Consider the following 24,445-nt stretch of genomic DNA (forward strand, 5'->3'; position numbering starts at 1 on the left):
GTTTTTTCGGCCGCGGCCCGATGGCCCCGTATCTTGCTGCCGTGCGAAATTACTGGGCGCTCCTCCCCGCCATCGCCGTCTGCGTCGTGCTGATCCTCGTCTACGCCGTCCCGACGCTGATCAATCCGCGCTGGACCAGCAACGTTCTGGGGCTGTTCCGGCAACAGCCGACGGACGCGACGGCCGAGGAGGTCGAGGACGCCGATCGCCTCGGAGACAAGCAGATCCGGTCCCGGCGGATGCTCGCCGGCACCCTGGTGATCGCCGCGCTGGCGCTGATCGGGTTCAACGTCTCGCTGAACCGGGAGGCGAACGGCTGCTACCAGGCGGCGAAGGCGTGGGGCGCGGTGGACGACAAGAAGACGATGGCCGATCCGTGCATCAACATGATCTTCGGCGAGTTCTTCAACAGCGGCAGCGGCGAGGCGTTCGAGAAGACCCAGCAGCCGGTTCCGGCGTACCAGCTGGTCGAGGGCAAGAAGCCCAAGTACCTGAAGTGGATCCAGAACAGGCCTGACTACGACGATGCGGACTTCCTGGTCGGCGTGGGTGCGGACTGCACGATCGACCTGAAGATCCAGCAGACCGACGAGAAGATCTCGGTGCTGTTCGACTCCACCGAGCCGTGCCCGCCGGACGACGCGATCTCGCTCACCCCGGTCAAGCTGAAGAAGCCGCTCGGCGATCGCAAGATCGTCACCGTCGGCGACAAGCCGATGACCCGGATCAACCCCGACCTGGACTCCTGGCCCACCGTGCTCAAGAAGCTGGCCACCGGCGGCTGATCAGCGCAGGGCGCGGACTTGCGAGTCGTAGCGGCGGAAGGGCTTGTTCCAGGCGAGCAGGATGAACAGGCCGACGATGCACACGCACGCTCCGCCGAGCAGCGCGATCGTGGGCGTGGTGAGTGAGGCGGTCGTGCCGGCGACGAAGTCCCCGAGCCTCGGACCGCCCGCGACGACGACAATGAACACGCCCTGGAGACGCCCGCGCATCGCGTCCGGCGCCGCCGACTGCAGGACGGTGTTCCGGTACGCCGAACTCACCATGTCGGCGGCACCCGACAGCGCGAGCAGGGCGACACCCAGCCAGATCGTGCGGGACAACCCGAACAGGCCGACCGCGGCGGCGTACACGGTGATCGCGGCAACGATCGCCACGCCCTGGCGGCGTACCCGGCTCACCCAGCCCGAGAACAGCACTCCCACCAGCGCCCCGATCGCGGGAGCCGCCTGCAGGAGGCCGACGGTCCGTACGCCGCCCCCGAAGAAGGAGCCCGCCACCGCGGGGAAGAGCGCGCGGGGTTGCGCGAAGACCATGGCCAGGATGTCCGCGACGAAGGTGGCGAGCAGGACCGGGGCCGCCCTGAGGAAGGTGAACCCCTCCAGCACCGAGCGGAGTCCCGCGCGCCGGACCGTACCGGTCGGTGGGACCGGGGGTAGCCGGAACAGCGCGTACAGAGCGGCGGTGAAGGTGATGACATCGACCAGGTACGCCGCGCCGAACCCCTGCCAGGCGATCACCGCGGCCCCGAGCAGTGGCCCGGCGGTGAAGCCGAGGTTGAAGGCCGCTTGGCTGAGGGTGTTCGCGGCCGGCAGCAGTTCCGGGCGGATCAGCCGCGGGACGATCGCGGAGCGCGCCGGGCCGTTCACCGCGAAGCACGCCGACTGGACGGCGACCACGGCGTACAGGACCCAGACCTGGTTCCAGTGCAGCTCGGACTGGACGACCAGCAGCATCGACAGCAACCAGAGACCGCCCGAGGAGACCAGCGCGAGGAGTCGCCGGTCGACGGCATCAGCCATCGCCCCGCCGTACAGGCCGAAGACAACCAGAGGCACCAGCGAGCAGAGTCCGACCAGGCCGACCGAGAACGTCGAGCGGGTCAGCGCGTAGACCTGGATCGAGACGGTCACCGCGGTCATCTGCTGCCCGAGCTGCGAAACCGTGGACCCGATCCACAACCGCCGGAAATCGGCCGACTCCTTGAGCGGACGGACATCAGTCAGCAGGCGGGCCACGGTCAGAACCTATGTCACGACCAACTCGCTCGTTATAGCGGCCGGGTGGCACCGCTTGGCGGACCATCTGGTTCGGGGGCACCGCGGACGGGCGGCGTGCGTCAGTACCCGTTATGACGAACCAGCCGCAAGCACCGACGCTCACCTGCCCACTCTGCAGCTGCCCGCAGTTCCAGCAGGAGGAGGCCCGCAGCGACTCGCGCTGGGGCTTCACCTCCCACCGGATGACCCTGCTGATCTGCCAGAACTGCCGCTACGTCCTGCACTTCTACGACAAGAACTCGATCTTCGACTTCGACTGACACTCGCGCCGACCTGACTGCCCTCGGCCGAGGCCGAGGGCTGCTCTCACCAGGGCAGGCGGCCGGATTCGGCGTGGAGCTCGCCGGTGGGGCCGCCGGGCGTGAGGGTGGCTAGGCGCACGGCGACGGCCGCGCCCTGGGACGGCGTGCGCGCGGCGTCCCAGCCGCCCATGTCGGTGGCGCAATTGCCCGGGTCAGCGGCGTTCACCAGGATGCCGGTGCCTCGCAGCTCGTTGGCCAGCATCACCGTGACCATGTTCACCGCGGCCTTCGACGAGTTGTAGGCGAGCGTCAGCACGGTCGACATCCGCGACTCCGGATCCCCCACCCGGGTCAGCGACGCCAGCTCGCTCGACAGGTTCACGATCCGCGCGTCGTCCGCCCGGCGAAGCAACGGCAGCATCGCCCGAGTGGTGAGGACCAGCCCGACGACGTTCGTCTCGTACCCCGCCCGCAGCGCGTCCGCCGAGATTTCGGACACAGGCCCGTCGCCCTCAGGGATGATCGCCGCGTTGTTCACCAATACGTCGAGCTGCCCGTGCTCGCGCTCGATCGCGGCCGCCGCGGCGCCGGTGGACCGTTCGTCCGTGACCTCGAGCTGGACCGCCCGAGCGTCGATGCCGGCAGCAACGAGTTCCTTGGCGGTGGCCTCACCGCGGGCGAGATCCCGCGAGCCCACCAGGACCGTGTAGCCGAGTTCGCCCGACTGCCTGGCGATCTCCTTGCCGATTCCCTTGTTGGCGCCGGTGACCAGCGCGATCTTCTTCTTCATGCGCTCCAGGCTGGGCGGGATCCCGGCGTCCAGGCAGAGCGAGCCGAACCAGGGATCGGCGGTCCCTGGTTGGGATTTTCCGCGCTTGAGATCCTTGGAGACATGGACAGGGCACAGTTGGCGGAGTTCCTCCGCATCCGGCGGGAGGGCCTCCGCCCTGCCGATGTGGGACTGCCCGCAGGCCTCCGGCGCCGTACTCCGGGCCTGCGGCGCGAGGAAGTCGCCAGCCTCGCCACCATGTCGACCGACTACTACACGCGCCTGGAGCAAGGGCGTGGACCGCGTCCCTCCCGGCCGGTGCTCGCCGGACTGGCCAGGGCGTTGCGGTTGTCCGACGCCGAGCGGGATCACCTCTTCCGGCTGGCCGGCGAACAGCCCGCGCCTCCGCCGGGACCACCAGCCGAGGTGCGGACCGGAGTACTGCGGATGCTGGCGCGGCTCGACGTACCGGCTCTGGTGCTCGACGCGAAGTACGACGTGCTGGCGTGGAATCCGCTGGCGGCCGCACTGATCGCCGACTTCTCAGCGATGCCGCCGCGGCAGCGGAATCTGTTGCGGCTGCGGTTCCTCTCCGGCGACCGGCAGCGGGAGCGGTTCGGGCAGGAGGCGACGACCGAGTTCGCCCGGGAGACGGCGGCCGATCTGCGCGCTGCGACCGGCCGGTATCCCGACGATCCGGCGATCTCGGCGCTGGTGGCGGATCTGCTCGGGGGCAGCGAGGAGTTTGCCCGGATCTGGGCGCTGCACGAGGTCGCGAACCAGCAGAGCATGTGCCAGACGATCTTCCACCCGACGGTCGGCCGGATCGACGTGGTCTGCGAGGTGCTGGTGATCCCCGAGCGCGACCAGCGGGTGATCCTCTACACCGCCGCGCCCGGCTCCTCCTCGGACGAGGCTCTCCGGCTTCTCGACGTCGTGGGGACCCAGTCGCTGCTGGCCGATTCTTGAGCCCTAAAGGCACACAGCGTGAGTCGACATTTCCGCTCCGTGTACCTGACGAACAACCACGTCCTCATCCTCGACCTGTTCGTGTCCGCCGCGATCCCGCCGGCGGTTCACGAGGAGTCGATGCAACTCGACCACATCCGCGTCTGCCGTTGGTAGTACGGCCTGTTCACAGGGATTCGCCCTTCGCCGACACTGAGGCCGAGGGGCTTCTGAACCGGGGGGACTGAGATGGCAGATCGGGCGGAGCCGTTCGTACTGGCGGCCGGAGAGACGCGCATCGAGAACGCGATGCTGCCGTTCAAGCTGGTGGCCAGCGACTCGGCCGGGCGACTCAGCATCTGCGAGTTCACCCTGCCCGGCTGGTCCTCGGGTCCTGTCCTCCACTCGCACGACGAGGTCGACGAGGGCTTCTTCGTCGTATCCGGCCGACTGGAGTTCCAGCTCGGCGCCGAGCGGATCCTCGCCGGCGAAGGCGACTTCGCCTGGGTCCCCCAAGGGACTCCTCACACCTTCGCCTCGGCCTCCGACGCGCCGCTCCACGTCATCGCCTTCGCAACTCCCGGGGGCATCGAGCATCTCTTCGCTGAACAAGGGCAAGTCCTGTCCAGCCCCGGTCCACCCGACGAGGCACTGCTGGACGCGCTGGGCCTGCGGTACAAGTCCCCTACCCTCGGCCCGCCGATCACCGCCACCAACGCACCAGCTCGGTAACCGCAGGCTGGGTTGTGGTCAGGGGCGGAGGGCGCCTTCCTGGGGGTCGTAGCAGGTCAGGCCCTGCTCGGCGGCCAGGCGGGCGGCGTACGGGGCGACCTCGTCGGCGCGACTGGAGTCGATGCTGAACGGGAAGACGTCGCCGACCGCGTCGGCGAGCAGGGGGGAGACGACCCACGGGCTGTCGAAGGCATCGTCGAGCTCCGGCCAGCGGCGAACGAGGGCGGCGCCGTAGGCCACCAGGCGCGGGTTGGGTGGTGTGTTGTCGGCGTTCGACTCGAGCAGGTCCATGACTTCCTCATACCGCTCATCAGCCTCGGCTGCATCCGCCGGCCGCTTCCCCACCCAAACCACCAAGTCATAACTCATCACCGGATCCTGCCACCTCAACCACCCACCCCCAAACAATCCCACCCCCAGGCGCGGCGTCAGCAGCCACCAGCGCCCAGGAGGTCGGCGTCCGGGTGTGGGTCAGGCTCGGCGTTGGGTGGCCCAGTCTCGGATGAGCTCGATGCGGTCGCGGAGTTCGGTGGAGGAGGCGTGGGCCGCGGCGGGGCCGCCCAGTTTGCGGCGGAGGTCGTTGTGGATGACTCCGTGCGGCTGACCGGTGCGGTGGTGCCAGGCGGCTACCAGGCCGTTGAGCTCGCGCCGGAGCAGGGAGACCTGCTCGTGGGTGGCGAGTTCCTTCGGCGTCGGGTCCCGGTCCTCGGACGGGTCGCCGCGCCGCGAGCGCTTCTGCGCCGCCAGCGACTTCGCCTGGCGCTTGCGGAGCAACTCACGGACCTGGTCGGGCTCTAGCAACCCCGGCAGACCGAGGAAGTCGAGCTCCTCGTCGGACCCGATGTCACCACCCGTGCCGTAGTCGCCGCCGTCGAAGACCACCCGGTCGAACGTCGCGTCCGACCCGAGCGCCTCGAACTTCGCCTCGAGGTCGTCGCTGGCTCCCTCGGCCTGGTTCGCCTTCTCCAGCAGGTCGTCCTCGAGCGCGAAGATGTCGCCGTCCTCGTTCGAGTTCTTCCGGCCGAGGACGTGGTCGCGTTCGACCTCCATCTCGGCCGCGAAGCTCAGCAGGCGGGTCACCGACGGCACGAACACCGATGCCGTCTCACCCCGCTTGCGCGCCCGCACGAAGCGCCCGACGGCCTGCGCGAAGAACAACGGAGTCGAGGTGGGCGTGGCGTACACCCCGACCGCGAGCCGCGGTACGTCGACGCCCTCGCTCACCATCCGGACCGCGACCATCCACCGCTGCTCGCCCTCGGAGAACGCGGCGATCTTCTTGCTCGCCGCCTTCTCGTCGGACAGTACGACGGTCGGCGCCTGGCCAGTCAGCTCGCGGAGCACCTTCGCGTACGCCCGCGCCGTGTTCTGGTCGCCCGAGATGACGAGCCCACCCGCATCCGGCATGTGCCGTCGTACCTCGGTCAGCCGCTTGTCCGCAGCCGCCAGCACCGCAGGCATCCACTCGCCGGTCGGGTCGAGCGCAGTACGGAGGGCCTGGGCAGTCAGGTCCTTCGTCAACGGTTCGCCGAGCCGCGCCGCGACCTCGTCGCCGGCCTTGGTGCGCCAGCGCATCTCACCCGAGTAGGACATGAAGATGACCGGCCGTACGACGTGGTCGCGCAGCGCGTGGCCGTAGCCGTACGTGTAGTCCGCCTTGCTCCGTGCGGCGCCGTCGTGGCCGTGCTCGTACGTGACGAACGGGATCGGGTTGTCGTCTGACCTGAACGGAGTACCGGTCAATGCCAGGCGCCGGGTGGCGGGATCGAACGCCTCCCGCACTCCGTCACCCCAGCTCAGCGCGTCGCCACCGTGGTGCACCTCGTCGAGGATCACCAGGGTGCGGAACTTCTCCGTCCGGACCCGGAAGGCGAGCGGGTTCACCGCCACGCCCGCGTAGGTGACCGCGACGCCCTGGAAGTCCTTGTTCGTCCGGCCCCGGCGACCCGCGAAGGCCGGGTCGATGGCAATCCCGGCCTTGTCAGCTGCGTCAGCCCACTGGACCTTCAGGTGCTCGGTCGGCGTCACCACCGTGATCCGCTCGATCACCCGGCGATGCAGCAACTCGGCAGCGACCGTCAGCGCGAAGGTGGTCTTCCCCGCGCCTGGCGTCGCGACCGCCAGGAAGTCCTTCGGCTGCTGGTCCAGGTACAGCTGGAGCGCCTCCGCCTGCCAGGCCCGCAGCTTGCTCGCAGTACCCCAAGCAGCGCGGTCCGGATAGGCCGGAGGAAGCACGGCAGGTGGTGCGGGCGCGTGCGAATCCACGGACGGCATACTCCCCCGATAGTCGACTGTCGGCCGTGCAGGAACGTTACCCGACAACGCCTACGAGGTCAGATCGGCAGGCACCACCGTCACCGCGAACGGCACCTCCAGACGCGCCACCTCATCGCCGGTGACCTTCGCGACCTGCGCATATGCCCCATCCCGCATCTCCCACGCGATCAGGCTCGGCGTGTCGGGATCCACCACCCAGTACGCCGGACAGCCGGCCGCCTCCAGCCGCGACCACTTCAGCATCAGGTCGACCCGCTTGGTGCTCGGCGACAACACCTCAACCGCGAGCAACGGCGCCTTGGGCAGATCCCGCTCGGTGAAGTCCTCGCGACGAGCGACCAGGACCTCAGGCTGAATCACGGTGTCGGGCGCTATGACGACATCAAGTGGAGCGAATAGCACCTCCAACTCGCAGGGACAGGCCGCGAACAGCGCGCGGTAGACCGCCGCGACGGCTCGCTGGTGCAGGCGTGAGGGCGCGGGCGTCATGATCAGCGCGCCGTCGACGAGCTCGTACCGGTGCCCGTCACGGGGCATCCGGTCGAGGTCGTGCCTGGTCAGCGGCCGGTTGGGTGGCCAGGGAACGGTGTAGTCGTCCTGCACAGGATCCACGAGCCCCATGGTGCCTCCTTCGGTAGTCCATGCCTACAACGTGCCGTCGTCTGCCCCCGGCTGCCCCGGTTGTCCACAGGGATGTTTCTGGTGCGGGCTTGTGGACAAAGTGCGGGTGTTGGTGGACGGGGCGACCTACACTCTTGGGCATGAGTACTCAGCTGAGCCCCGGCGCAGAGACGGTCATCGACGAGCGCACCAAGCCGTCGCTGGACGAGGGCGATCACGAGCGGTTCTCGCACTACGTGCCGAAGGACAAGCTGACCGAGGCGATGGTGATGGGCACGCCGGTCGTCGCCCTCTGCGGCAAGGTCTGGGTGCCCAGCCGCGACCCGCAGAAGTTCCCGGTCTGCCCGGAGTGCAAGGAAATCTGGGACTCCCTCAACCCCGGCGACGACGACAACGACGAGTAGCGCCGAACCAGCCTGAGGTCGCCTGCCGAGAAACTCGCGTGCTTGGCCGGGCACGCGAGCAAGTTCGCCAGCAGTTGTAGGGGCGGGTTCGGCCGCTGCCAGCGCTCGTACTGCGCGCTCCCGGCCGCCGCTCGTACTGCGCGTTCTCAACCGCTCCGCCGTACTCCGCATACCCGGGCTGAGGACGCCTGCCTAGTAACTTGCGTGGCCGACGGAGGAGTCGCGGGGCATGGTGGGTGCGAGCTGATGGCGGATGAGTCTCAACGACTCGGGCAAGCCGTGGGGGTGGGCTTTCCTCTGGGTGGGTGAAGCGGGCTGGAAGGTGGAAGCGTGCCCGGCAATTGGCGAGGACGGGCAAGCGGCGTACGCAACGACAGGGAGTACTGCGTTCACTGCGCCCCTCAACCGCGTCGATAGGTGTGGAGGTTGACCTCGCGAGCGACCTCTTCCTGTCGATCGGTACAGGCGTGCCGAAGCAGCAGCTCGAGGTGGACTTCTTGTAAGACGAGCCGGACGCCTGACAGCCTCGCGGCGGCCTGGGACGAGACCGCCTCGCACTGCGGCGCGAAGTACGCGGGGCGTAACGGCGAACCACCCCGGGCCCGTCCGGCGATTGTTCGCTCCACTGCGACCGCCTGGCATTCGCTGAGCGGCGACGTAGGAGCCGCGTGGGGCAGTACCAGCTAGTTCTGCGTGGGGTCGTCCGGATAGGTCGCCAGGTACGCCATTTGGTCGCCTTGGCGGCGGAGGACTCGGCGCCAGAGGCTGTCGGGGTGGAGGCTGAAGACGTCGTCGGGCTCCGAGGGGACGACATACCAGGCGCCTTCGGTGATCTCGCCTTCGAGCTGGCCGCTGCTCCAGCCCGCGTAGCCGGCGAAGATGCGCATTCGCTGGATCGCACCCTCGAGCAGGGCAGGCGGGACGTCCAGGTCGATCAGGCCGATGCGGCCGAAGCATCCGCGCCAGCCCGGTGGGTCGGCGGACTCGATCACCTCGGCGACCGCGAGGGCGCTGTCGGTGCCGACCGGGCCGCCCATGAAGAGCACGCCCGGCTCGCTGACGGTGGTCGACCAGTCGGACAGCACCCGGTCGACCTCCAGGTCGGCGGCACGGTTCACCACCACCCCGAGTGCGCCGTCCTCGTCGTGGTCCAGCAGCAGGATCACCGAGCGGCGGAAGGGCGGCTCGTCGAGCAACGGGGTCGCCACCAGCAGCGAACCGGTCAGGGTCGAGGCCGTCATGCACCCATCATGTCGTGCCCGGCAACCTTTTGGGCCCGCAGAGCCCGAAAGCCCAGCCAGGCACCCAGCGCCAGCCCGCAGAGATCCGCGACCGTGTCCAGGGGATCCCCGCTGCGCTGCGGCAGCAGGAAGTGCTGGACCAACTCACTGACGACCGAGTTCGCGGCCAGCACCGGAAGCAACCACCGAGCCGGTACGCCGACGCGCAGGCCGAGGTAGGCGACCGAGCCGAACAGCAGCAGGTGGGCCAGCTTGTCCTCGAGCGGGAAGCTCGCCTCGGGTCCGGCCTGGTGCGGCGAGTACAGCCCGTACAGGTGAATCAGGCAGGCCAGTACGAACGCGGTCCGCCACAACCGGACCCGCCAGACTGCACGTGGGCCGGACGACTTCACAGCGCTCGTGCTCAAAGTGACGGGGAGTCGTCCGGGAACACTTCCGCCGCCGGCGCCTTGCCTCCGCAGGCGTCGCGAACGGCGTGCGCGACCATTGTGTGCACCTCCGGGTGGAAGACGCTGGGCACGATGTAGTCCGCGTTCAGCTCGTCGTCGGTGACCACCCCGGCCAGCGCACGGGCGGCGGCCAGTTCCATCTCGATCGACACCGAGGAGGACTGCGCGTCCAGCAGACCGCGGAAGACGCCCGGGAAGACCAGCACGTTGTTGATCTGGTTCGGGAAGTCGCTCCGGCCGGTCGCGACCACGGCCGCGTGCTCGTGCGCCGCCGCCGGGTCGACCTCGGGGTCCGGGTTCGCCAGCGCGAAGACGATGGCGTCCTCGTTCATGGTGGCGATGTCGTCGCCGTTCAGGATGTTCGGCGCCGAGACGCCGATGAACACGTCGGCTCCGGAAAGCGCGCCCTTCAGGTCTCCGCTGTACTTCGCGGCGTTGGTGTTCTCCGCGATCCAGCGCAGCTCCGGGGACAGCCCGTCGCGCTCCAGGTGGATGACCCCGGCGATGTCGGCGACGATCGTGTCCTTGAGGCCCGCGGCGATCAGCAGCTTGAGGATCGCCGTACCGGCCGCACCCGCGCCGGACAGCACCACCCGCACGTTGCTGATCTCCTTGTTGACCACCCGCAGCGCGTTGAGGAGCGCGGCCAGTACGACGACCGCCGTACCGTGCTGGTCGTCGTGGAAGACCGGGATGTCCAGTTCCTCGCGCAGCCGGGCCTCGATCTCGAAGCAGCGCGGCGCGGAGATGTCCTCCAGGTTGATGCCGGCGAACCCGGGCGCGATCGCCTTGACCACCTGGATGATCGCCTCGGTGTCCTGGGTGTCCAGGCACAACGGCCACGCGTCGATCCCGGCGAACCGCTTGAACAGGGCAGCCTTGCCTTCCATCACCGGCAGGGCGGCCTTCGGTCCGAGGTTGCCGAGTCCGAGTACCGCGGAGCCGTCCGTGACCACGGCGACGCTGTTGCGCTTGATCGTCAGCCGGCGGGCGTCGTCGGGGTTGGCCGCGATCGCCAGGCAGACCCGCGCCACCCCCGGGGTGTAGATCATCGACAGGTCGTCACGGTTGCGGATCGGGTGCTTGGCCTCCATCGAGATCTTGCCGCCGAGGTGCATCAGGAACGTCCGGTCGGAGACCCGGCCGATCTCGACGCCCGGTACCGCGCGCATCGCCTCGACCAGGCGGCCGGCGTGCTCGGTGTCGGCGGCCGCGCAGGTCACGTCGATGCGCAGCCGCTCGTGGCCGGAGGCCGTCACGTCGAGGGCGGTGACGAGGCCACCGGCCTGCTCGACGGCGGTCGTCAGTTTGCTCACCGTCGAGCCACCGGCAGGGACCTCGAGGCGGACGGTGATGGAGTAGGAAACGCTCGGCAAGGCTGTCACGCCCGCGATCTTCTCACGACGCCCGGACCGCCCGCAGGTTCCGTACATTGCGTCCACCCGGATCGGCTGGGTAATCCTTTACTCGCAAGCTACCCTGAGGCGTCGAAGGGAGGGCGGACGTGGCCACCATCAGTGATGTCGCGGCCCGGGCCGGGGTCTCCACGGCCACCGTCTCGCGGGCGCTGAACGGCAAGTCCACCGTCGATCGCGACCTGGCCGCCCGGGTCCGCCAGGCCGCCGAGGAGCTCGGCTACCAGCCGAACGGCCCGGCGCGGAACCTGCGCCGCCAGGAGGCCGCGGTCGTCGCGCTGATCATCTCCGACGTCGAGAACCCGTTCTTCACCGCGATCGCCCGCGGCGTCGAGGACGTCGCGCACCAGGTCGGCTACTCCGTGGTGCTGTGCAACTCCGACGAGAGCGCCGACAAGGAGAACCGCTACATCGACATCGCGATCCAGGAACGCGTCGCGGGCGTCATCCTGTCCCCCAGTGGTACGACGACCAGCGTCGAGAAGCTGACCAGCCGCGGTACTGCGTTCGTGGCGGTGGACCGGCCGTTGCCGGAGCAGGAGAGCGACGTCGTGCTGGTCGACACCAGGCTCGCCGCGAGGCAGGCCACCGCGCACCTGATTGCCCAGGGCTACGACCGGATCGGCTGTATCACCGGACCACTCGGCGTCCGTACTGCGGACGACCGGCTCGCGGGGTATCGCGACGCGCTCAAGGCCGCCCGACTTCGCAGTACGACCAAGCTGGTACGGCGTACGGAGTACAAGGCGGTGGGGGCTCGGCGGGCGGCGCAGGATCTGCTCGACCAGGCCGAGCCGCCGGACGCGTTGCTCGTCGCGAACAGCGCGATGGCGGTGGGTGTTCTGCAGGCGCTGCAGGAGCACGGGATCCGGCCGGGCAGGGATGTCGGGATGGTTGCCTTCGACGACGCGCCCTGGGCGGAGCTGGTGGATCCGCCGCTCTCGGTGGTCGCCCAGCCGGCGTACGAGATCGGCACCGTGGCCGCGAGGTTGCTACTGGCAAGAATCGCCGACAGCAGCCGCCCTGCGACCACCACCACCCTGGGCGCCCGCCTGATCGAACGCGGCTCCTCCCACCGCGGCTGACGACGGCTTGCGTTCGAAGAAGCGCGGAGCGGGTTCCGCACTTCTTCGGACGCAAGGGCGTCGCGGGTGGGTCAGCGGGTGGGTCAGCCGGTGGGGTCTTCTTCGGCGTAGATGGAGGCGGCGTTGGACTTGTCGATCAGGCGGGTCTGGAGGGTCTGGGTCTTCTCGATGGTGCCGCAGTCGACCAGGATCTTCTTCGCCGCGGCGATCGCTTCCTTGCCGTTGGTCGGGTAGGTGAAGGTGGCGCTCAGGCGGCCCTGCTCGACCGCCTTGATGCCGCCGGACGGGATCGGCAGCGCGTCGATGCCGATGAACTTCATCTCCTTCTCCCGGCCGACCGCCTTCGCCGCCAGGTACGCACCCTCGGCCATCGGGTCGTTGTGCGCGTAGACCACGTCGATCTTCGGGTTGGCCTTGAGCAGCGCGTCCATCTGCGCCTGGCCCTTCTCGCGCAGCCAGTCGCCGCTGGCGGTGGCGATGATCTTGATCTTCGGGTTCGGCTTGATCCCGGCCGCGAAGCCCTGGTTGCGCTCGGCCTGCGGGGTGGCGCCGGCCAGGCCCTTGATCTCGACCACGTTGCCGCCGCTCGGCAGCAGCTTCTCGGCCACGAACTTGCCGGCCGCGGTACCGATCTCGACGTTGTCGCCGCCGATGAAGCCGGTGTACGCGTCACCCTCGACCTTGCGGTCCAGCACGATCACCGGGATCGCCTTGTCGAAGGCCTTCTTCACCACGGCGGTGAGCGGCTTGGCCTCGTTCGGGCTGATGATCAGCAGGTCGATCTGCTGGGTGAGGTAGTTCTCCACGTCGGCGACCTGCTTGGCGTTGTCCTGCGCCGCGTCGGCGAACTTCACCTCGAACTGCGGCACGTCCTTGGCCGCCGCCTTGATGTCGTCGTCCATCCGCTGCCGGTAGGGCTCGGCGACGTTCGCCTGGCTCATCCCGATCGTGTACTTGCCGTCGGCACCCTTGCACTCCTTGGAACTGCCGGCCTGCGGCTCGGCCGAGGTTCGTTCACTGGTGGTTCCACAGCCGGCGAGTACCAGGGCGGCAACGGCCGCGGCGGCCAGCGGGGCTTTCAGGTTTCGCATGTCGAGCCTTTCTCTGGGCGGAGCCTCACGAAGCGGGACGGAGCCGTTGCAGCGCGGCCGCGGCGACGATCACGAGTCCCTTGATCAGGAGCTGGATGTTGGAGTCGATGTTGTTGAGGGCGAGCACGTTGTTCAGTACTCCGAGCAGCAGCGCGCCGGCCACCGTGCCCGCGACGGATCCCCGGCCGCCGGCCAGGCTGGTCCCACCGATCACCACCGCGGCGATCGCGTCGAGCTCGTAGCCGATGCCGTCGTTCGGGCCGCCCTGGTTCAGCTGGACCGCGTGCACGATGCCGGCCAGCGAGGCGAGCAGCCCGCAGATCGCGAACACCGCGATCTTGACCCGGATCACCGGCACACCCGACAGGCGAGCCGCCTTCTCGTTGCCACCGACTGCGTACAGGTGCCGGGAGAAGGCGCTGACCCGGAGGAAGACGATGGCGGCGATCGCGACCACCGCGAAGATCAGCACCGGGATCGGGACCAGGCCGCCGAAGGTGCGTTCGCCCAGGATCGCGAACGAGTCCGGCGCCTCGTCCGGACCGTTGCCGTAGGCAATGGCCACGCCCTGGCCGTCGGACCAGATCCGGGCCAGACCTCTGGCTATCTGCAGGCCTGCCAACGTCACGATGAAGGACTGGATCCCGATCATCGCCGTCGCCATGCCCTGCAGCGCGCCGAAGACCAGGCCGATCGCCAGCACCACGACGATCGACGGCAGGAAACCCCAGTCGTTCTCGACCATCAGTACTGCGGAGCCGACCGCGGCCAGGCCGAGCACGGCGCCGACCGAGAGGTCGATGCCGCCGATCAGGATCACGAACGTCATCCCGACGGCGATGATGCCGATCTCGGAGACCGCGCGGACGACGTTGGCGAGGTTGTCCGCGCTGAGGAAGAGGATCTCGCCGTCGCGCCGGGGCGAGAAGATGATCGCCGCGATGAACACCGCGAGCAGCCCGAACACACTCTGGAACCGGAACAGTGTCGCGACCACACCACCCGAGGTCTCGGCGACTGCCGTCGGCGCCTTCGCAGCGCTCACGGCCGTCGCCCCCGCCGCCGTCGTCGACGGAACAGCGCCCGTAGGCCGGTCGACTTCCGCCGGCGCCGTTGCCGAGTCCGTTGCCGATCTGTCCTGAGCGTTGGTCACTGCGGTCCTCCGACCTCTTCGAACACGGCCCTGCCTTCAAATACGGCACGGTCTCCCATCGCGGCGGCGAGCAGATCACCTTCGCTCGAATCGGCCGTACTGAACGACGCCACGTCGCGCCCGTCCCGCAGTACGACCACGCGGTCGCAGACACCGACCAGCTCCGGCAGCTCTGACGAAGCCAGCAGTACTCCGATGCCCTGCCCGGCCAGTTCGCCCAGCAGGCGGTAGATCTCGGACTTGGCGCCGATGTCGACGCCGCGGGTGGGCTCGTCGAGCAGCAACAGCCGCGGCTCGGTCAGCAGCATCCGCCCGAACACGACCTTCTGCTGGTTCCCGCCCGACAGCGTCCCCACGTCGTCCTGCAGCCGGCCGAACTTCAGCCGCAACCGATCGGCCATCCGCACGGATGCCGCGCGCTCCATCCGCCGCGCGATCACCCCGAGCCGCCCGTACGCCGGGAGGCTGGAGACCACCGTGTTCGCCAGGATCGAGTGGAAGAGCACGAGCCCCGAGGTGCGCCGGTCCTCCGGGACGAACCCGATCCCCTGGCTCAACGCGTGCCGCGGGCTGCGTGGCTGGATCTCCTTGCCCTGCAGGACGATTCGCCCCGAGCGTGCCCCGCCCGGCGCAACGCCGTACAGGGTCTCGAGCAACTCCGTGCGGCCCGCGCCGAGCAGCCCGGCCAGGCCGACGATCTCCCCGGAGCGGACCGTCAGGGAGATGCCGTCGGGGTCGCGGCGACCCGGTCGTGGGCGGCGTGGTTTGAGGACAAGGTTGTCGACGCGGAGGAGTTCGTCGCCGGTGGCGGCGTCGGGGGTGGTGAACATGGTCTGCACGGGGCGTCCGACCATCGCCTCGACCACCTCCGCGGTGCTGAGCTTGCGCGGGTCGAAGCTGGACACGAACTGCCCGTTGCGCAGTACCGTCGCGCGGTCCGCGACCTGCGCGATCTCCTCCATCCGGTGCGAGATGTAGACGATGCCGACGCCGCCGCGGCGCAGTTCGCGGATCACCACGAAGAGGCGTTCGACCTCGGAGGTGGTGAGCGCGGAGGTCGGCTCGTCCATGATCAGCACCCGCGCGTCGAGCGAGATCGCCTTCGCGATGGTGACGAGTTGTTGCTCGCCGACGCGGAGCTCGCCGACCGGGCGGCGGGGGTCGAGGTTGACGCCGCTGCGTTCGAGCAGGGTGCGCGCCTCGCGTTCCATCCGGCGGCGGTCGACCGTCTTCCAGCGGGTGCGGAGCTCGCGGCCGAGGAAGATGTTGTCCGCGACCGACAGACCGGGGACCAGGTCGAGCTCCTGGTGGATCATCGCGATCCCGGCCGCCTGCGCGTCTGTCGGGCCGGCGAAGCTGACGTTCCGGCCGTTGATCTCGATCTGCCCGTCGTACTCCGTGACGTCGCCGGACAGGATCTTCATCAGCGTGCTCTTGCCGGCGCCGTTCTCCCCCAGCAAGGCGTGCACCTCACCCGCGCCCAGGGTGAAGTCGACCTCCCGGCAGGCCTGTACACCGCCGTACCGCTTGCCGATCCGGGACATCCGGACCAGGTCGGCGACCTCGGCCATGGCACCTCCGCGATCGGGTGAGTAATCGATTTCCCGGACGCTAGACCCGAGCTCCTCGACCCGTCAACCCCTCACCCCCACCCCACCCCCAACCGTGACCCCTTAACCACCACCCGCGCACCCCTCGCGAGACCAGGTCGCCGCAGCCCATCGAGGGGTCGCGGACCGCCACCACTCACCAACCCCCGAACTGCCGCCCCAGGACCGGGCCGCCACGCGTGAGCCCAGCCCGACGGCACCGCTTACTGAGTGCTGGCGGTCGGGCCTTCGTCGAGCCAGGCTCTGACGGAGGTGTTGTGTTCGCCCAGGCGGGGTGGGGGGAGGTTGGTTTGGCGGGCGCCGGCGTGGGGGTTGTTGTCGAAGCGGAGGGGTGGGCCGGGGAGGTTGATGCGGCCGAGGGTTGGGTGGTCGACTTCGATGAGGAGGCCCTGGGAGAGGGTTTGGTCCCACTCGTAGACCTGTTGGAAGTCGCGGACCTTGCCCGAGGGGATTCCGGCCTCCGACAGGCGAGCGAGCCACACGTCGGCGGGAGCCTCGGCGAAGGCGGACTCGATGGCGGCGGTCAGGGCGTCGCGGTGGGCTACGCGGGAGGAGTTCGTGGCGAAGCGCTCGTCCAAGGGGTCCAGCCCGACGATGGGGGCGAAGGTGCGCCACTGCCCTTCGCTGCCGACGGCGACCTGGATGATGTCGTCGGCCGTGTGGTACATCCCGTACGGCGCGATCTGCGCGTGGTGGTTCCCCACGCGTTCGGGCAGTTCACCCGCCACCGTCCACTTCGTGCCGTGGAACGCATGCACCCCGACCACCGACGCCAGCAGGCTCGTACGCACCACGCGCCCCTTGCCGGTGATGCTCCGCTCATGGAGCGCGGCGAGCGCCCCGTAAGCGCCGTACATGCCGGCCAGCAGATCGGCGATCGGTACTCCGGTCTTGGTGGGCTCGACCGCGCCGGTGATGCTCATCAGCCCGCCCTCGCCCTGCGCGATCTGGTCGTACCCCGCGCGTCCGCCCTCGGGTCCGTCGTGTCCGAACCCGGTGATCGACAGGATCACCAGCCCCGGGTTGAGCTCGTGCAGCCGCTCGACGGAGAACCCGAGCCGGTCGAGTACCCCGGGCCGGAAGTTCTCGATCAGCACATCCGCCTTGCGGGCCAGCGCGGTCAGGAACTCCTTGCCCTCGGCCGATTTCAGGTCCGCGGTGACGGATTCCTTGTTCCGGTTGGCGGAGAGGAAGTACGTCGACTCCTGCTCGCCTTCGGGCCCGACGAACGGCGGCCCCCAGCCCCGGCTGTCGTCGCCACCGTCGGGCGACTCGACCTTGATCACCCGGGCCCCGAGGTCCCCCAGCATCATGGCTGCCTGCGGTCCCGCGAGCGCTCGGGTCAGGTCCACGACCAGGACATCCGAAAGCAGATTCTGCACCTCGCCACACTAGGCGAGTGGCGCACCTGTCGGCCGTGACGCGTTACTCATTTCCGACGAACCAACCGCGGCGGCGTACCGGGTGGTGATGGCGGACCACGCGTGGCCCGTGCGTTCACGGCGGGTGGACGCGGCTAGGCGGCGGCGGTACGGCGTACCAGGGAGGCGAGGCGTTGCGTCACGTCCCGGGGCCGCTCCTGCATGAGCATGTGCCCGGCGCCCGGGTACATCCACAGCCGCGCTGATGGCAGTTCGTGCGCCATCCGGTTGCCGTGCCGCGGCGGCAACAGCCGGTCCCGCGTACCGTGCATGATCTCCACCGGGATCCCCTCGAGCGCCTTCAACGCATGCCCGAGCTCGTGGCGGGTGATCGCCTCGAAGAAGCCGCTGAAGGACCGCCCGGGCGTGTGCGCCAGATCCGCCATCAGGATGTCCACCTCGGCCGGATCCGCCTTCTTGCCAAACACCAACTGCCGTACTGCGGGCCGTCGCATCCGCGTCGACGCCAACTCCACCCAGGCGGCTCGTTGAGCCCGTACAGCGGCTTCGGACCCCCGGGTGGCCCGACGCAGAGCCCGGCGCTCGATCCGTTCGCCCGCAAGGTTCATCGCCCGCGGCGCGACCACCGCCGTGGCACCGTCGAACCGCGCGGGTAGCCCGAATGCGCGCGATGAGATCCGCCCGCACGACGTACTCACCAATGCCGCACCGGCGATCCGCGAGCCGAACAACTCCGGATGCTGGTCCGCCAGCGCCATCAAGGTCATCCCGCCCATCGAGTGCCCGGCGTACACGACCGGCCCGTCCCCGACTACTTCGTCGAGCACGGTGACGAGATCATCGGCCAACTGCTCGATCCGGGTGGTCCCGACCGGTGCGGCATCGGACCGCCCGTGCCCGCGATGGTCGTACGCGACGACGCGTACTGCGGACGAGCCGACCACCCGCGGCAACCCTTCGAGCTGGTGGTGCCAGCTCCGGGTCGAACACGTCCAGCCGTGCGCGAGAACCACGGTCACCGGCGCATCCGCCGACCCACTGGTCTCCACGTGCAACCGCACGCCGTCCGGAGTCACCACCCCCGTACGGTCCGCCTGAATCGTCATATCTTCCCCAGTTTGTCAGTCCACTCGCCCAGTCCACCCTCGCGCCGCTGCTGCTTGGTCCGCAAGCCGGTCACGCGATCTCCCTCGCCCGCTCCTGCGACTCCAGGTGCGCGGCCCGCATCCGTCCACCGCGAGCACCTCGGCCGACGAGCCAGGCGATCCCGAGGATCTCCACCGACCCGACCACCGCGAGCAACGCGTAGCCGCCGTTCCACATCCACCGCGGTACGTCGGTCCGCTCCTCGCGGCGCAGCACCTGTTGCTCGCCGATGAACTCGACCATCTGCCCGTCGGAAACCTGCACCGCCGGCTTCTGGATCGCCAGGTCCTCCGGTGCGTAGACCCACATCGCGACCATGTCCCGCTGTCCCTGGTGCAGCCGGACCATCGACTTCCACTTGCCGTACATCGGAAGCGGCTCGGCCGACCGGTAGCTGCCGTCGGCAACCTTCACCATCCGGTGCGTCATGAACCCGCCGCCCTGCCACGACATCGCCTCGAACCAACGCGCATCCACCGCGGCGTCGGCCGGCTGGAGCTTCACCGTCACGTACGCCGTCGGCTCGGCACCGGTGGCCACCCGGTCGAGCGTGATCGTCCCACTCACGCCGGGATCAGCCGACCGCGGCACACAGAAGAAGAGAACCGCCAGTACTGCGACGAGCCCGATCGCGCCGAGCTGGTGAGTACGGCGTACCGACGGGGTGGCTCGGACCTCGCCCGCGACCTCGGCGTACCGGGTGGCCAGCCACGCGCCGACCTGACCCGCGCCGATCCCGGCGACCACCCCGAAACCCAAGGCGGACGGGATCATCGACGAGGGCCACGGGATCGGCATCCACACCGTGCTCCACCAGTACTCCGCGAGCACGCCGGCGGTCCCGATCAGCGCGCCGGAGACCAGGCCCAGGCGGAAGCGGTTCTTGTTGCCCAGGGCAAGCGCGACGACCTCGACGATGACGGCCTCGACGATCAGCAGCGGGAAGTGGCTGAGGATCTCCCCCAGCGGCTGGTTCACCGCCCAGGCGATACCGCCGCGGATGATCAGGTAGACGGCCAGCGCGCCGAACGTCGTACCCGGACCGCGCCGGGCACGCAGCAGCGCGAACGCCAGCGCGGCGCCGAACACGATCAGGATCGGCTGCAGGATCAACGGGAACTGCGGCACGCCGTAGTTGAACTCGGTGCTGAACAGGTCCCAGGCGATCAGCAAGGCGCCGACGGCAACGATCTCCTGGAACCGGCGGCGCAGGTTGATGCCGGCCAGTTGCTCGACCTCGGCGGACGCCAGCAGCCGGGCGAAGATCGACAGCACCACGCCGCCGATCATCAGCAGATGCGTCGGACCCCACAGGGTGACGTCCTCGCCGAACAGCCGGTGCCACGCGTCGTCCATCGGGAACCCGACCAGCGCGAACATGCCGCAGAAGGTGACCAGCGCCGCACTGCACGGGATCCGCCAACCCTTGGTCAGCTTGATCGTCCGGGCGGGCAGCGGTTTGCGGGCGAGCGCGATCGGCAGCACGCCGGACACGATCACGCCGAGGATGCCGAAGAAGATCGGGTAGTGCGCCGGGGTGCCGAACGGGCCGATGTCGCGGCCCTTGTCGATGTGCACCGCGATGTCCCACCAGACCCCGAAGGCGCAGGCGAGCAGCGAGACCGCATGCAGGTACGGGGTGATCGCGGCCCATCGGGGGACTCCGTCCAGTCTCCCGATGGTGTCCGCAAGTCTCCCTACCAGCGTGGACCGTCCGGTGCGTTCGCGCCACAGCAGCACGGCGAGTGCGAGGTACAGCAGCGAGACAAGCCCGGTGACGATCGCGATCTGGTCGAACGTCGCGGTTCCGGTCGAAGCCGCCAGCGGGACGGACATCGGCACTCCTCTCGCTAGGTCCTACAGTCGGCATGCGCCATGACTGATGTTACATAAGATATGTAACGTGGAGTCTGCAACACTGTCAAGGGTGGGAGGACAGATGCCGGCGGAGTCGGCCAGCGAGGAGTTCACGGTCGACCAGCTCGCCGCCAAGGTGGGCATGACGGTCCGCAACGTGCGTGCGTACGCCGGCCGCGGGCTGATCCCGCCGCCCCGCCTGGTCGGCCGCACCGGGTACTACGGCGCCGACCACGTGGCCAGGCTCACGCTCGTCCGCGAGCTGCTCGACAAGGGCTACACGCTGTCCGCGGTCGAGCGGATGATGAGCGAGCTCCCCGACGGCGCACTCGCGCTGGGGGTCTTCGAGACGCTGGTCAGCCCGTGGACGCCGACCGAGCCCGAGGTGATCACCGAGCTCCAGCTGGCCGAGCGCGCGGGCATCCCGCACAACGCCGCCACCATCGCCAAGCTGGTCGAGCTGGGCATCGCCGAGCGGCAGGACGACGGCCGGCTGCGGATCCCGAACCCGGATCTCCTCCGCACCGGCCTCGAGGTGATCAAGCTCGGCGTCCCGCTGGAGGCGATCTTCGAGATGCTGCCGAAGCTGTTCCACCAGGCCGACGAGGTCGCCAAGATCTACGTCGAGCTGTTCCGCGGTACGGTCTGGCGGCAGTTCGCCGACGCCGGGATGCCGGCCGACGGCTGGCCCGAGATCCAGCGCACCCTGGAGAACATCATCCCGCTGGCCGGCCAGGCCCTCGTCGCCGCCTTCCGCGAGGCGATGGGCCGCGAGATCGAGATCGCCGCCTACCAAGAACTCGGCCTCCCTCCGGACACCGCCTCCTCCACCGGCTGACCCGACGCTCCAGAGAATTGAGCGGCCAGTTATCGCAGCCGCCGCCGTAAAGGTCCGCTGAACCGCTGTCTACTCTGTATCCCAGTCGTCCTCGTCGTCGACCGCGTCGGCTTCGTTGCGGCGGGCGATCTTCAGGAAGGCGATGATCAGCAGGATCGGGCCGAGGAACATCGCGGTCTCGGGAATGCCACCCAGGTGCAAGACGATCATGAGGCCGTCACCAGCGCGATCCCACCGGCCGTGAAGGCAACCATCGCCGCAAGCATCGGGTACTGCGCGCGCCGCAGCTGCCGCCGCCGGAAGAGCCCGGCGGCGCGATCGTGGGCGGACACCACCCCGGTGAGGTGTCCGAGCACGATCGCGCCGATCTGGACCCCCGCGATCAGCCCGGTACCCAGGAAGGCGTAGTCGATGCGCGCGTCACCGATGCCGAGCAGGTCCCAGCCGCGGCCGAGCGGATCCGTTGCCAGCAGCACCCCTTCCTGGCCCTGGAACATCGCGAACGAGAAGTAGTGCGCCACCGCGTACCCGATCGCGATCGGCACCAGCGAGTGGACGAACGCCCCGGGCAGTCCGGCATTGCCCACGGCCCCGGCCCGGACCCGCGCGGTACCGGTCGCCCGCGCCGCGAGCACGAACAACCCGGACACCAAGGCGACTGCAGCGAGCAGACCAGCCGTGTGTACCGCGATGTGTCCGGTGCGGCTGAGTTCGCCGGTCAGGTTCGTCCAGGCGGACCATCTGCTGATGCCGTCGAAGGCGGTTGACCCGAGCAACAAGCAGAGCAGTCCGACGATGCCCGGCTCCTGCGGGATCGTGGCCAGTCCGGCGAGCGGGTTCCGCAGTACGAGTCGGCGCTGGTCGTCGCGACCGATCGGGCTCAGCTTGGCGAGCACCTCGGCGTACACCTCGAAGCTGTCGCCGATCGCGAACCAGCGCGGGCCGTAGACGATGCCGGCGGCAACGTTCACGAGCGTGCAGGTCGTCACGAAGATCGCGACCACCAGCGGCTCGGAGCCGTCCGGGTAGGCGAGTTCCAGCCAGAGGAAGCCGGCCAGTCCCGCGACCGCCGGCCAGTAGGCGATGCCGTCGGGGAGGTCGCGGTAGGTCTTGCGCGAGACGAACGCAGCGAGAGTGCGCAGCGGGTTGGCGAGCCGCCAGATCGGGCCGAAGAGCAGCGAGAGCGGGATGGTGCCGACCCAGATCCAGACGCAGAGCCAGGTCGGCGCCGGGTTGAGGCTTGGCGAACTGCTGCCGAACCACGCCGAGCCGAGCAGCAGCGCGAGCGCCGCCAGCCCGATGACCTTGAGGAACCACCGGGTCGCGCGAGCGTCGACGATCCACGTCAGCCAGGAGACCGGCGTACCGGCGGTGAGTTCGAAACGCGGCCGGGACCAGAAGGCCGCCAGGGCCAAGAACGAGACCGCTACCGCCGCGGCCGCCGAGTAGACCGCCAGCCACAACGGCACCGGGAGGTCCCCTCGCCCGCCGATACCGTGCAACGGAATCAGCAGCGCCACGGCGCCTCCGATCAGCTCGCTATCTGACCGATCGAATGTAACACGATCGATGTCACATAGCCAGGACCTCAGCGGGTCAGGTACTGGCTCCGGTCGAAGTGCCTGGTCAACTGGCGGAAGCGGAACGTGAAGGTCGGCCAGAGAGTGGTGTTGCGGCCCTCGGAGTCGAGGTACCAACTGGTGCAGCCGCCGCGGGTCCAGACCGTGTTGCGCATCGACGCGCGGACCCCGTCGACGAACTCGCGCTGCACCTCGGGGCGGACCTCCACCTCGCGCAGACCGTTCGCGTCCATCGTCCGGATCGCGTCGAGGATGTAGGCGAGCTGGGACTCGATCATGAACACCATCGAACTGTGACCGAGGCCGGTGTTCGGGCCGATCAGCAGGAAGAAGTTCGGGAAGCCGGCGATCGCCGTGCCGAGGTGGGCCTCCATGCCGTGCGCCCAGGCCTCGCGCAGGGTCCGCCCGTCGCGGCCGTGCAGCATGTCCATCACCGGCAGGTCGGTGACCCGGAAGCCGGTGCCGTAGATGATCGTGTCGACCTCGTGCTTCACGCCGTCCTCGGTGACGATGCCGGTCGGGGTGACCTCGAGAATCGGATCGGTGACCACCTCGACGTTCGGCTGCGCGACCGCCGGGTAGTAGTCGTCGGAGATCAGCACCCGCTTGCAGCCGAGGGTGAAGTCCGGCGTCAGCTCGGCCCGCAGTTCAGGGTCGCGGATCTGCTGCTGGAGGTGCCGCTCGGCGATCTTCTGCCCCTGCTTCATGATCGCCGGCAGTTTGGCGAACCCGAGCACGAGCGACTCACGACCCCAGTAGATGCCGGCCCGGACGGCCTTCTGCACAAGGGGAAACCGCCGATAGATCGCCTTCTCGACGCCGCTGATCCTGCGGTCCGGGCGCGGCATCACCCACGGCGGTGTGCGCTGGAACAGGTGGAGTTCCTCGACGTCCGGCTGGATCGCCGGCACGAACTGGATCGCCGACGCGCCGGTGCCGATCACGGCCACCTTGCGGCCGCTCAGGTCCAGGTCGTGGTTCCACTGCGCCGAGTGGAAGATCTCACCCTCGAACGACTCGATCCCCGCAAGCTTCGGGTACGAGGGCTCGGCGAGCGGGCCCATCCCGGAGAGCAGCAGGTCCGCGGTGAAGTCGCCCTGGTTCGTGTGGATCAGCCAGTGGTCGCCCTGCCAGTGAGCGGACTCGACGGCGTGGCCGAAGCGGATGTGCGGCCGGACGCGGAACCTGTCCGTCACCTTCCGCAGGTACGCCTCGATCTCGGGCTGCGGGGAGAACGTGCTCGACCAGTCCGGGTTCGGCGCGAAGGAGAACGAGTAGAGGTGCGACGGCACGTCACACCGGCAGCCCGGGTAGGTGTTGTCGCGCCAGGTGCCGCCGACATCCTCGGCCCGCTCCAGTACGACGAAGTCGTGGTAGCCGGCCTGCTTCAGGCGGACCGCCATCCCGATCCCGGCGAACCCGGTCCCGATCACCACGATCCGGTGCTTCCGAGCGTCGGTGCGGGGCTGGTGATCCTGCGCGGCTGCCATCGGAACCTCCGGGGCGAGAGTGAACTTACCCCCGGTAAGTTACTCGGAGTCA

25 protein-coding genes are annotated in these 24,445 nt (G+C 69.0%); 8 read left to right on the plus strand and 17 right to left on the minus strand.

The features are described 5' to 3' along the window. The first annotated feature begins 41 nt into the window (after positions 1-41). Positions 42-785: a hypothetical protein gene (locus EV644_RS01745; RefSeq protein WP_241997840.1), complete on the plus strand. Its 744-nt coding sequence runs from the start codon at positions 42-44 to the stop codon at positions 783-785. Here the strand turns inward: EV644_RS01745 and EV644_RS01750 are convergent, their stop codons facing one another. Next, positions 786-2,021, minus strand: a complete 1,236-nt coding sequence (locus tag EV644_RS01750) for an MFS transporter (protein ID WP_199239596.1) — start codon at positions 2,019-2,021, stop codon at positions 786-788. It lies immediately after the preceding gene. 113 nt (positions 2,022-2,134) lie between these two features. On the opposite strand from EV644_RS01750, the gene EV644_RS01755 reads away from it, so the two are divergent. Continuing rightward, a complete protein-coding gene (locus tag EV644_RS01755) occupies positions 2,135-2,323 on the plus strand; it encodes a hypothetical protein (protein ID WP_132187278.1) in 189 nt (62 codons plus the stop codon). A 46-nt stretch (positions 2,324-2,369) separates the two neighbouring features. Here EV644_RS01755 and EV644_RS01760 read toward each other — a convergent pair whose 3' ends face one another. Next, positions 2,370-3,095: an SDR family oxidoreductase gene (locus EV644_RS01760; protein WP_132187277.1), complete on the minus strand. Its 726-nt coding sequence runs from the start codon at positions 3,093-3,095 to the stop codon at positions 2,370-2,372. A 102-nt stretch (positions 3,096-3,197) separates the two neighbouring features. Between EV644_RS01760 and EV644_RS01765 the strand changes: the two genes are divergently transcribed. From EV644_RS01765 to EV644_RS01770, 3 genes are all read left to right on the plus strand, one after another. Beyond that, a complete protein-coding gene (locus EV644_RS01765) occupies positions 3,198-4,043 on the plus strand; it encodes a helix-turn-helix transcriptional regulator (RefSeq protein WP_132187276.1) in 846 nt (281 codons plus the stop codon). Between the two features lie 18 nt (positions 4,044-4,061). Continuing rightward, on the plus strand, positions 4,062-4,199 hold the full coding sequence (locus EV644_RS44340; protein WP_158292715.1) for a hypothetical protein: 138 nt from the start codon (positions 4,062-4,064) through the stop codon (positions 4,197-4,199). 72 nt (positions 4,200-4,271) lie between these two features. Then, positions 4,272-4,754 (plus strand): cupin domain-containing protein, encoded by a 483-nt coding sequence (locus tag EV644_RS01770; RefSeq protein WP_132187275.1) that lies wholly within the window; start codon positions 4,272-4,274, stop codon positions 4,752-4,754. Between the two features lie 18 nt (positions 4,755-4,772). Here EV644_RS01770 and EV644_RS01775 read toward each other — a convergent pair whose 3' ends face one another. The 3 genes from EV644_RS01775 to EV644_RS01785 form a co-directional block, all read right to left on the minus strand. Continuing rightward, positions 4,773-5,123, minus strand: a complete 351-nt coding sequence (locus tag EV644_RS01775) for a hypothetical protein (RefSeq protein WP_132187274.1) — start codon at positions 5,121-5,123, stop codon at positions 4,773-4,775. Between the two features lie 102 nt (positions 5,124-5,225). Then, positions 5,226-7,019 carry a DEAD/DEAH box helicase gene (locus tag EV644_RS01780; protein ID WP_439649145.1) on the minus strand — a complete coding sequence of 598 codons (1,794 nt, stop codon included), beginning with the start codon at positions 7,017-7,019 and terminating at the stop codon, positions 5,226-5,228. Positions 7,020-7,079: 60 nt separating this feature from the next. Next, positions 7,080-7,652 carry a Uma2 family endonuclease gene (locus tag EV644_RS01785; protein ID WP_132187272.1) on the minus strand — a complete coding sequence of 191 codons (573 nt, stop codon included), beginning with the start codon at positions 7,650-7,652 and terminating at the stop codon, positions 7,080-7,082. A gap of 140 nt (positions 7,653-7,792) precedes the next feature. Here EV644_RS01785 and EV644_RS01790 point away from each other — a divergent pair, with 140 nt between their 5' ends. Next, positions 7,793-8,056, plus strand: coding sequence for a DUF3039 domain-containing protein (locus EV644_RS01790; protein ID WP_132187271.1), 264 nt, complete (start codon positions 7,793-7,795; stop codon positions 8,054-8,056). 683 nt (positions 8,057-8,739) lie between these two features. On the opposite strand, the gene EV644_RS01795 is transcribed toward EV644_RS01790, so the two are convergent. From EV644_RS01795 to EV644_RS01805, 3 genes are read right to left on the minus strand one after another with little or no spacing between them, the layout of a single operon-like run. After that, entirely contained in the window at positions 8,740-9,297 is a 558-nt protein-coding gene (locus EV644_RS01795; protein WP_132187270.1) for a YqgE/AlgH family protein, read from the minus strand. Then, positions 9,294-9,689, minus strand: coding sequence for a VanZ family protein (locus tag EV644_RS01800; RefSeq protein WP_241997838.1), 396 nt, complete (start codon positions 9,687-9,689; stop codon positions 9,294-9,296). Before EV644_RS01800 ends, EV644_RS01795 begins: the two co-directional genes overlap by 4 nt. A gap of 11 nt (positions 9,690-9,700) precedes the next feature. Continuing rightward, positions 9,701-11,131 (minus strand): NAD-dependent malic enzyme, encoded by a 1,431-nt coding sequence (locus EV644_RS01805; protein ID WP_132187269.1) that lies wholly within the window; start codon positions 11,129-11,131, stop codon positions 9,701-9,703. 119 nt (positions 11,132-11,250) lie between these two features. Here EV644_RS01805 and EV644_RS01810 point away from each other — a divergent pair, with 119 nt between their 5' ends. Beyond that, entirely contained in the window at positions 11,251-12,246 is a 996-nt protein-coding gene (locus EV644_RS01810; RefSeq protein ID WP_132187268.1) for a LacI family DNA-binding transcriptional regulator, read from the plus strand. 83 nt (positions 12,247-12,329) lie between these two features. Here the strand turns inward: EV644_RS01810 and EV644_RS01815 are convergent, their stop codons facing one another. From EV644_RS01815 to EV644_RS01840, 6 genes are all read right to left on the minus strand, one after another. After that, positions 12,330-13,337, minus strand: coding sequence for a substrate-binding domain-containing protein (locus EV644_RS01815; protein WP_132187267.1), 1,008 nt, complete (start codon positions 13,335-13,337; stop codon positions 12,330-12,332). Between the two features lie 25 nt (positions 13,338-13,362). Continuing rightward, the gene (locus EV644_RS01820; protein ID WP_132187266.1) at positions 13,363-14,382 is read right to left on the minus strand and encodes an ABC transporter permease; all 1,020 of its coding nucleotides are present in this window, start codon (positions 14,380-14,382) and stop codon (positions 13,363-13,365) included. Positions 14,383-14,486: 104 nt separating this feature from the next. Continuing rightward, positions 14,487-16,061, minus strand: a complete 1,575-nt coding sequence (locus EV644_RS01825) for a sugar ABC transporter ATP-binding protein (RefSeq protein ID WP_132187265.1) — start codon at positions 16,059-16,061, stop codon at positions 14,487-14,489. Positions 16,062-16,303: 242 nt separating this feature from the next. Continuing rightward, positions 16,304-17,482 (minus strand): CaiB/BaiF CoA transferase family protein, encoded by a 1,179-nt coding sequence (locus EV644_RS01830; protein ID WP_132187264.1) that lies wholly within the window; start codon positions 17,480-17,482, stop codon positions 16,304-16,306. Between the two features lie 134 nt (positions 17,483-17,616). After that, positions 17,617-18,588: an alpha/beta fold hydrolase gene (locus EV644_RS01835; protein ID WP_241997836.1), complete on the minus strand. Its 972-nt coding sequence runs from the start codon at positions 18,586-18,588 to the stop codon at positions 17,617-17,619. A 70-nt stretch (positions 18,589-18,658) separates the two neighbouring features. Then, positions 18,659-20,464, minus strand: a complete 1,806-nt coding sequence (locus tag EV644_RS01840; protein ID WP_132187263.1) for a hypothetical protein — start codon at positions 20,462-20,464, stop codon at positions 18,659-18,661. Positions 20,465-20,567: 103 nt separating this feature from the next. Here EV644_RS01840 and EV644_RS01845 point away from each other — a divergent pair, with 103 nt between their 5' ends. After that, entirely contained in the window at positions 20,568-21,323 is a 756-nt protein-coding gene (locus EV644_RS01845) for a MerR family transcriptional regulator (RefSeq protein WP_132187262.1), read from the plus strand. A gap of 69 nt (positions 21,324-21,392) precedes the next feature. Here the strand turns inward: EV644_RS01845 and EV644_RS44345 are convergent, their stop codons facing one another. From EV644_RS44345 to EV644_RS01855, 3 genes are all read right to left on the minus strand, one after another. Next, positions 21,393-21,533, minus strand: coding sequence for a hypothetical protein (locus tag EV644_RS44345; RefSeq protein ID WP_158292716.1), 141 nt, complete (start codon positions 21,531-21,533; stop codon positions 21,393-21,395). Next, on the minus strand, positions 21,530-22,843 hold the full coding sequence (locus EV644_RS01850) for a hypothetical protein (RefSeq protein ID WP_199239597.1): 1,314 nt from the start codon (positions 22,841-22,843) through the stop codon (positions 21,530-21,532). Before EV644_RS01850 ends, EV644_RS44345 begins: the two co-directional genes overlap by 4 nt. 68 nt (positions 22,844-22,911) lie before the next feature. Then, entirely contained in the window at positions 22,912-24,393 is a 1,482-nt protein-coding gene (locus EV644_RS01855; protein ID WP_132187261.1) for a flavin-containing monooxygenase, read from the minus strand. Positions 24,394-24,445 lie beyond the last annotated feature (52 nt).

This window comes from Kribbella orskensis (assembly GCF_004342085.1).
GTDB lineage: Bacteria > Actinomycetota > Actinomycetes > Propionibacteriales > Kribbellaceae > Kribbella > Kribbella orskensis.

What these genes read in the sequence shown, in the direction of transcription:
- EV644_RS01760 (WP_132187277.1), bottom strand. Translation starts at nt 3,095, where the DNA reads ATGAAGAAGAAGATCGCGCTGGTCACCGGCGCCAACAAGGGAATCGGC.
- EV644_RS01815 (WP_132187267.1), bottom strand. Translation starts at nt 13,337, where the DNA reads ATGCGAAACCTGAAAGCCCCGCTGGCCGCCGCGGCCGTTGCCGCCCTG.
- EV644_RS01790 (WP_132187271.1), top strand. Translation starts at nt 7,793, where the DNA reads ATGAGTACTCAGCTGAGCCCCGGCGCAGAGACGGTCATCGACGAGCGC.
- EV644_RS44345 (WP_158292716.1), bottom strand. Translation starts at nt 21,533, where the DNA reads ATGATCGTCTTGCACCTGGGTGGCATTCCCGAGACCGCGATGTTCCTC.
- EV644_RS01845 (WP_132187262.1), top strand. Translation starts at nt 20,568, where the DNA reads ATGCCGGCGGAGTCGGCCAGCGAGGAGTTCACGGTCGACCAGCTCGCC.
- EV644_RS01825 (WP_132187265.1), bottom strand. Translation starts at nt 16,061, where the DNA reads ATGGCCGAGGTCGCCGACCTGGTCCGGATGTCCCGGATCGGCAAGCGG.
- EV644_RS01795 (WP_132187270.1), bottom strand. Translation starts at nt 9,297, where the DNA reads ATGACGGCCTCGACCCTGACCGGTTCGCTGCTGGTGGCGACCCCGTTG.
- EV644_RS01785 (WP_132187272.1), bottom strand. Translation starts at nt 7,652, where the DNA reads ATGGGGCTCGTGGATCCTGTGCAGGACGACTACACCGTTCCCTGGCCA.
- EV644_RS01840 (WP_132187263.1), bottom strand. Translation starts at nt 20,464, where the DNA reads ATGTCCGTCCCGCTGGCGGCTTCGACCGGAACCGCGACGTTCGACCAG.
- EV644_RS01775 (WP_132187274.1), bottom strand. Translation starts at nt 5,123, where the DNA reads ATGAGTTATGACTTGGTGGTTTGGGTGGGGAAGCGGCCGGCGGATGCA.
- EV644_RS01755 (WP_132187278.1), top strand. Translation starts at nt 2,135, where the DNA reads ATGACGAACCAGCCGCAAGCACCGACGCTCACCTGCCCACTCTGCAGC.
- EV644_RS01770 (WP_132187275.1), top strand. Translation starts at nt 4,272, where the DNA reads ATGGCAGATCGGGCGGAGCCGTTCGTACTGGCGGCCGGAGAGACGCGC.
- EV644_RS01765 (WP_132187276.1), top strand. Translation starts at nt 3,198, where the DNA reads ATGGACAGGGCACAGTTGGCGGAGTTCCTCCGCATCCGGCGGGAGGGC.
- EV644_RS01855 (WP_132187261.1), bottom strand. Translation starts at nt 24,393, where the DNA reads ATGGCAGCCGCGCAGGATCACCAGCCCCGCACCGACGCTCGGAAGCAC.
- EV644_RS01835 (WP_241997836.1), bottom strand. Translation starts at nt 18,588, where the DNA reads ATGACGATTCAGGCGGACCGTACGGGGGTGGTGACTCCGGACGGCGTG.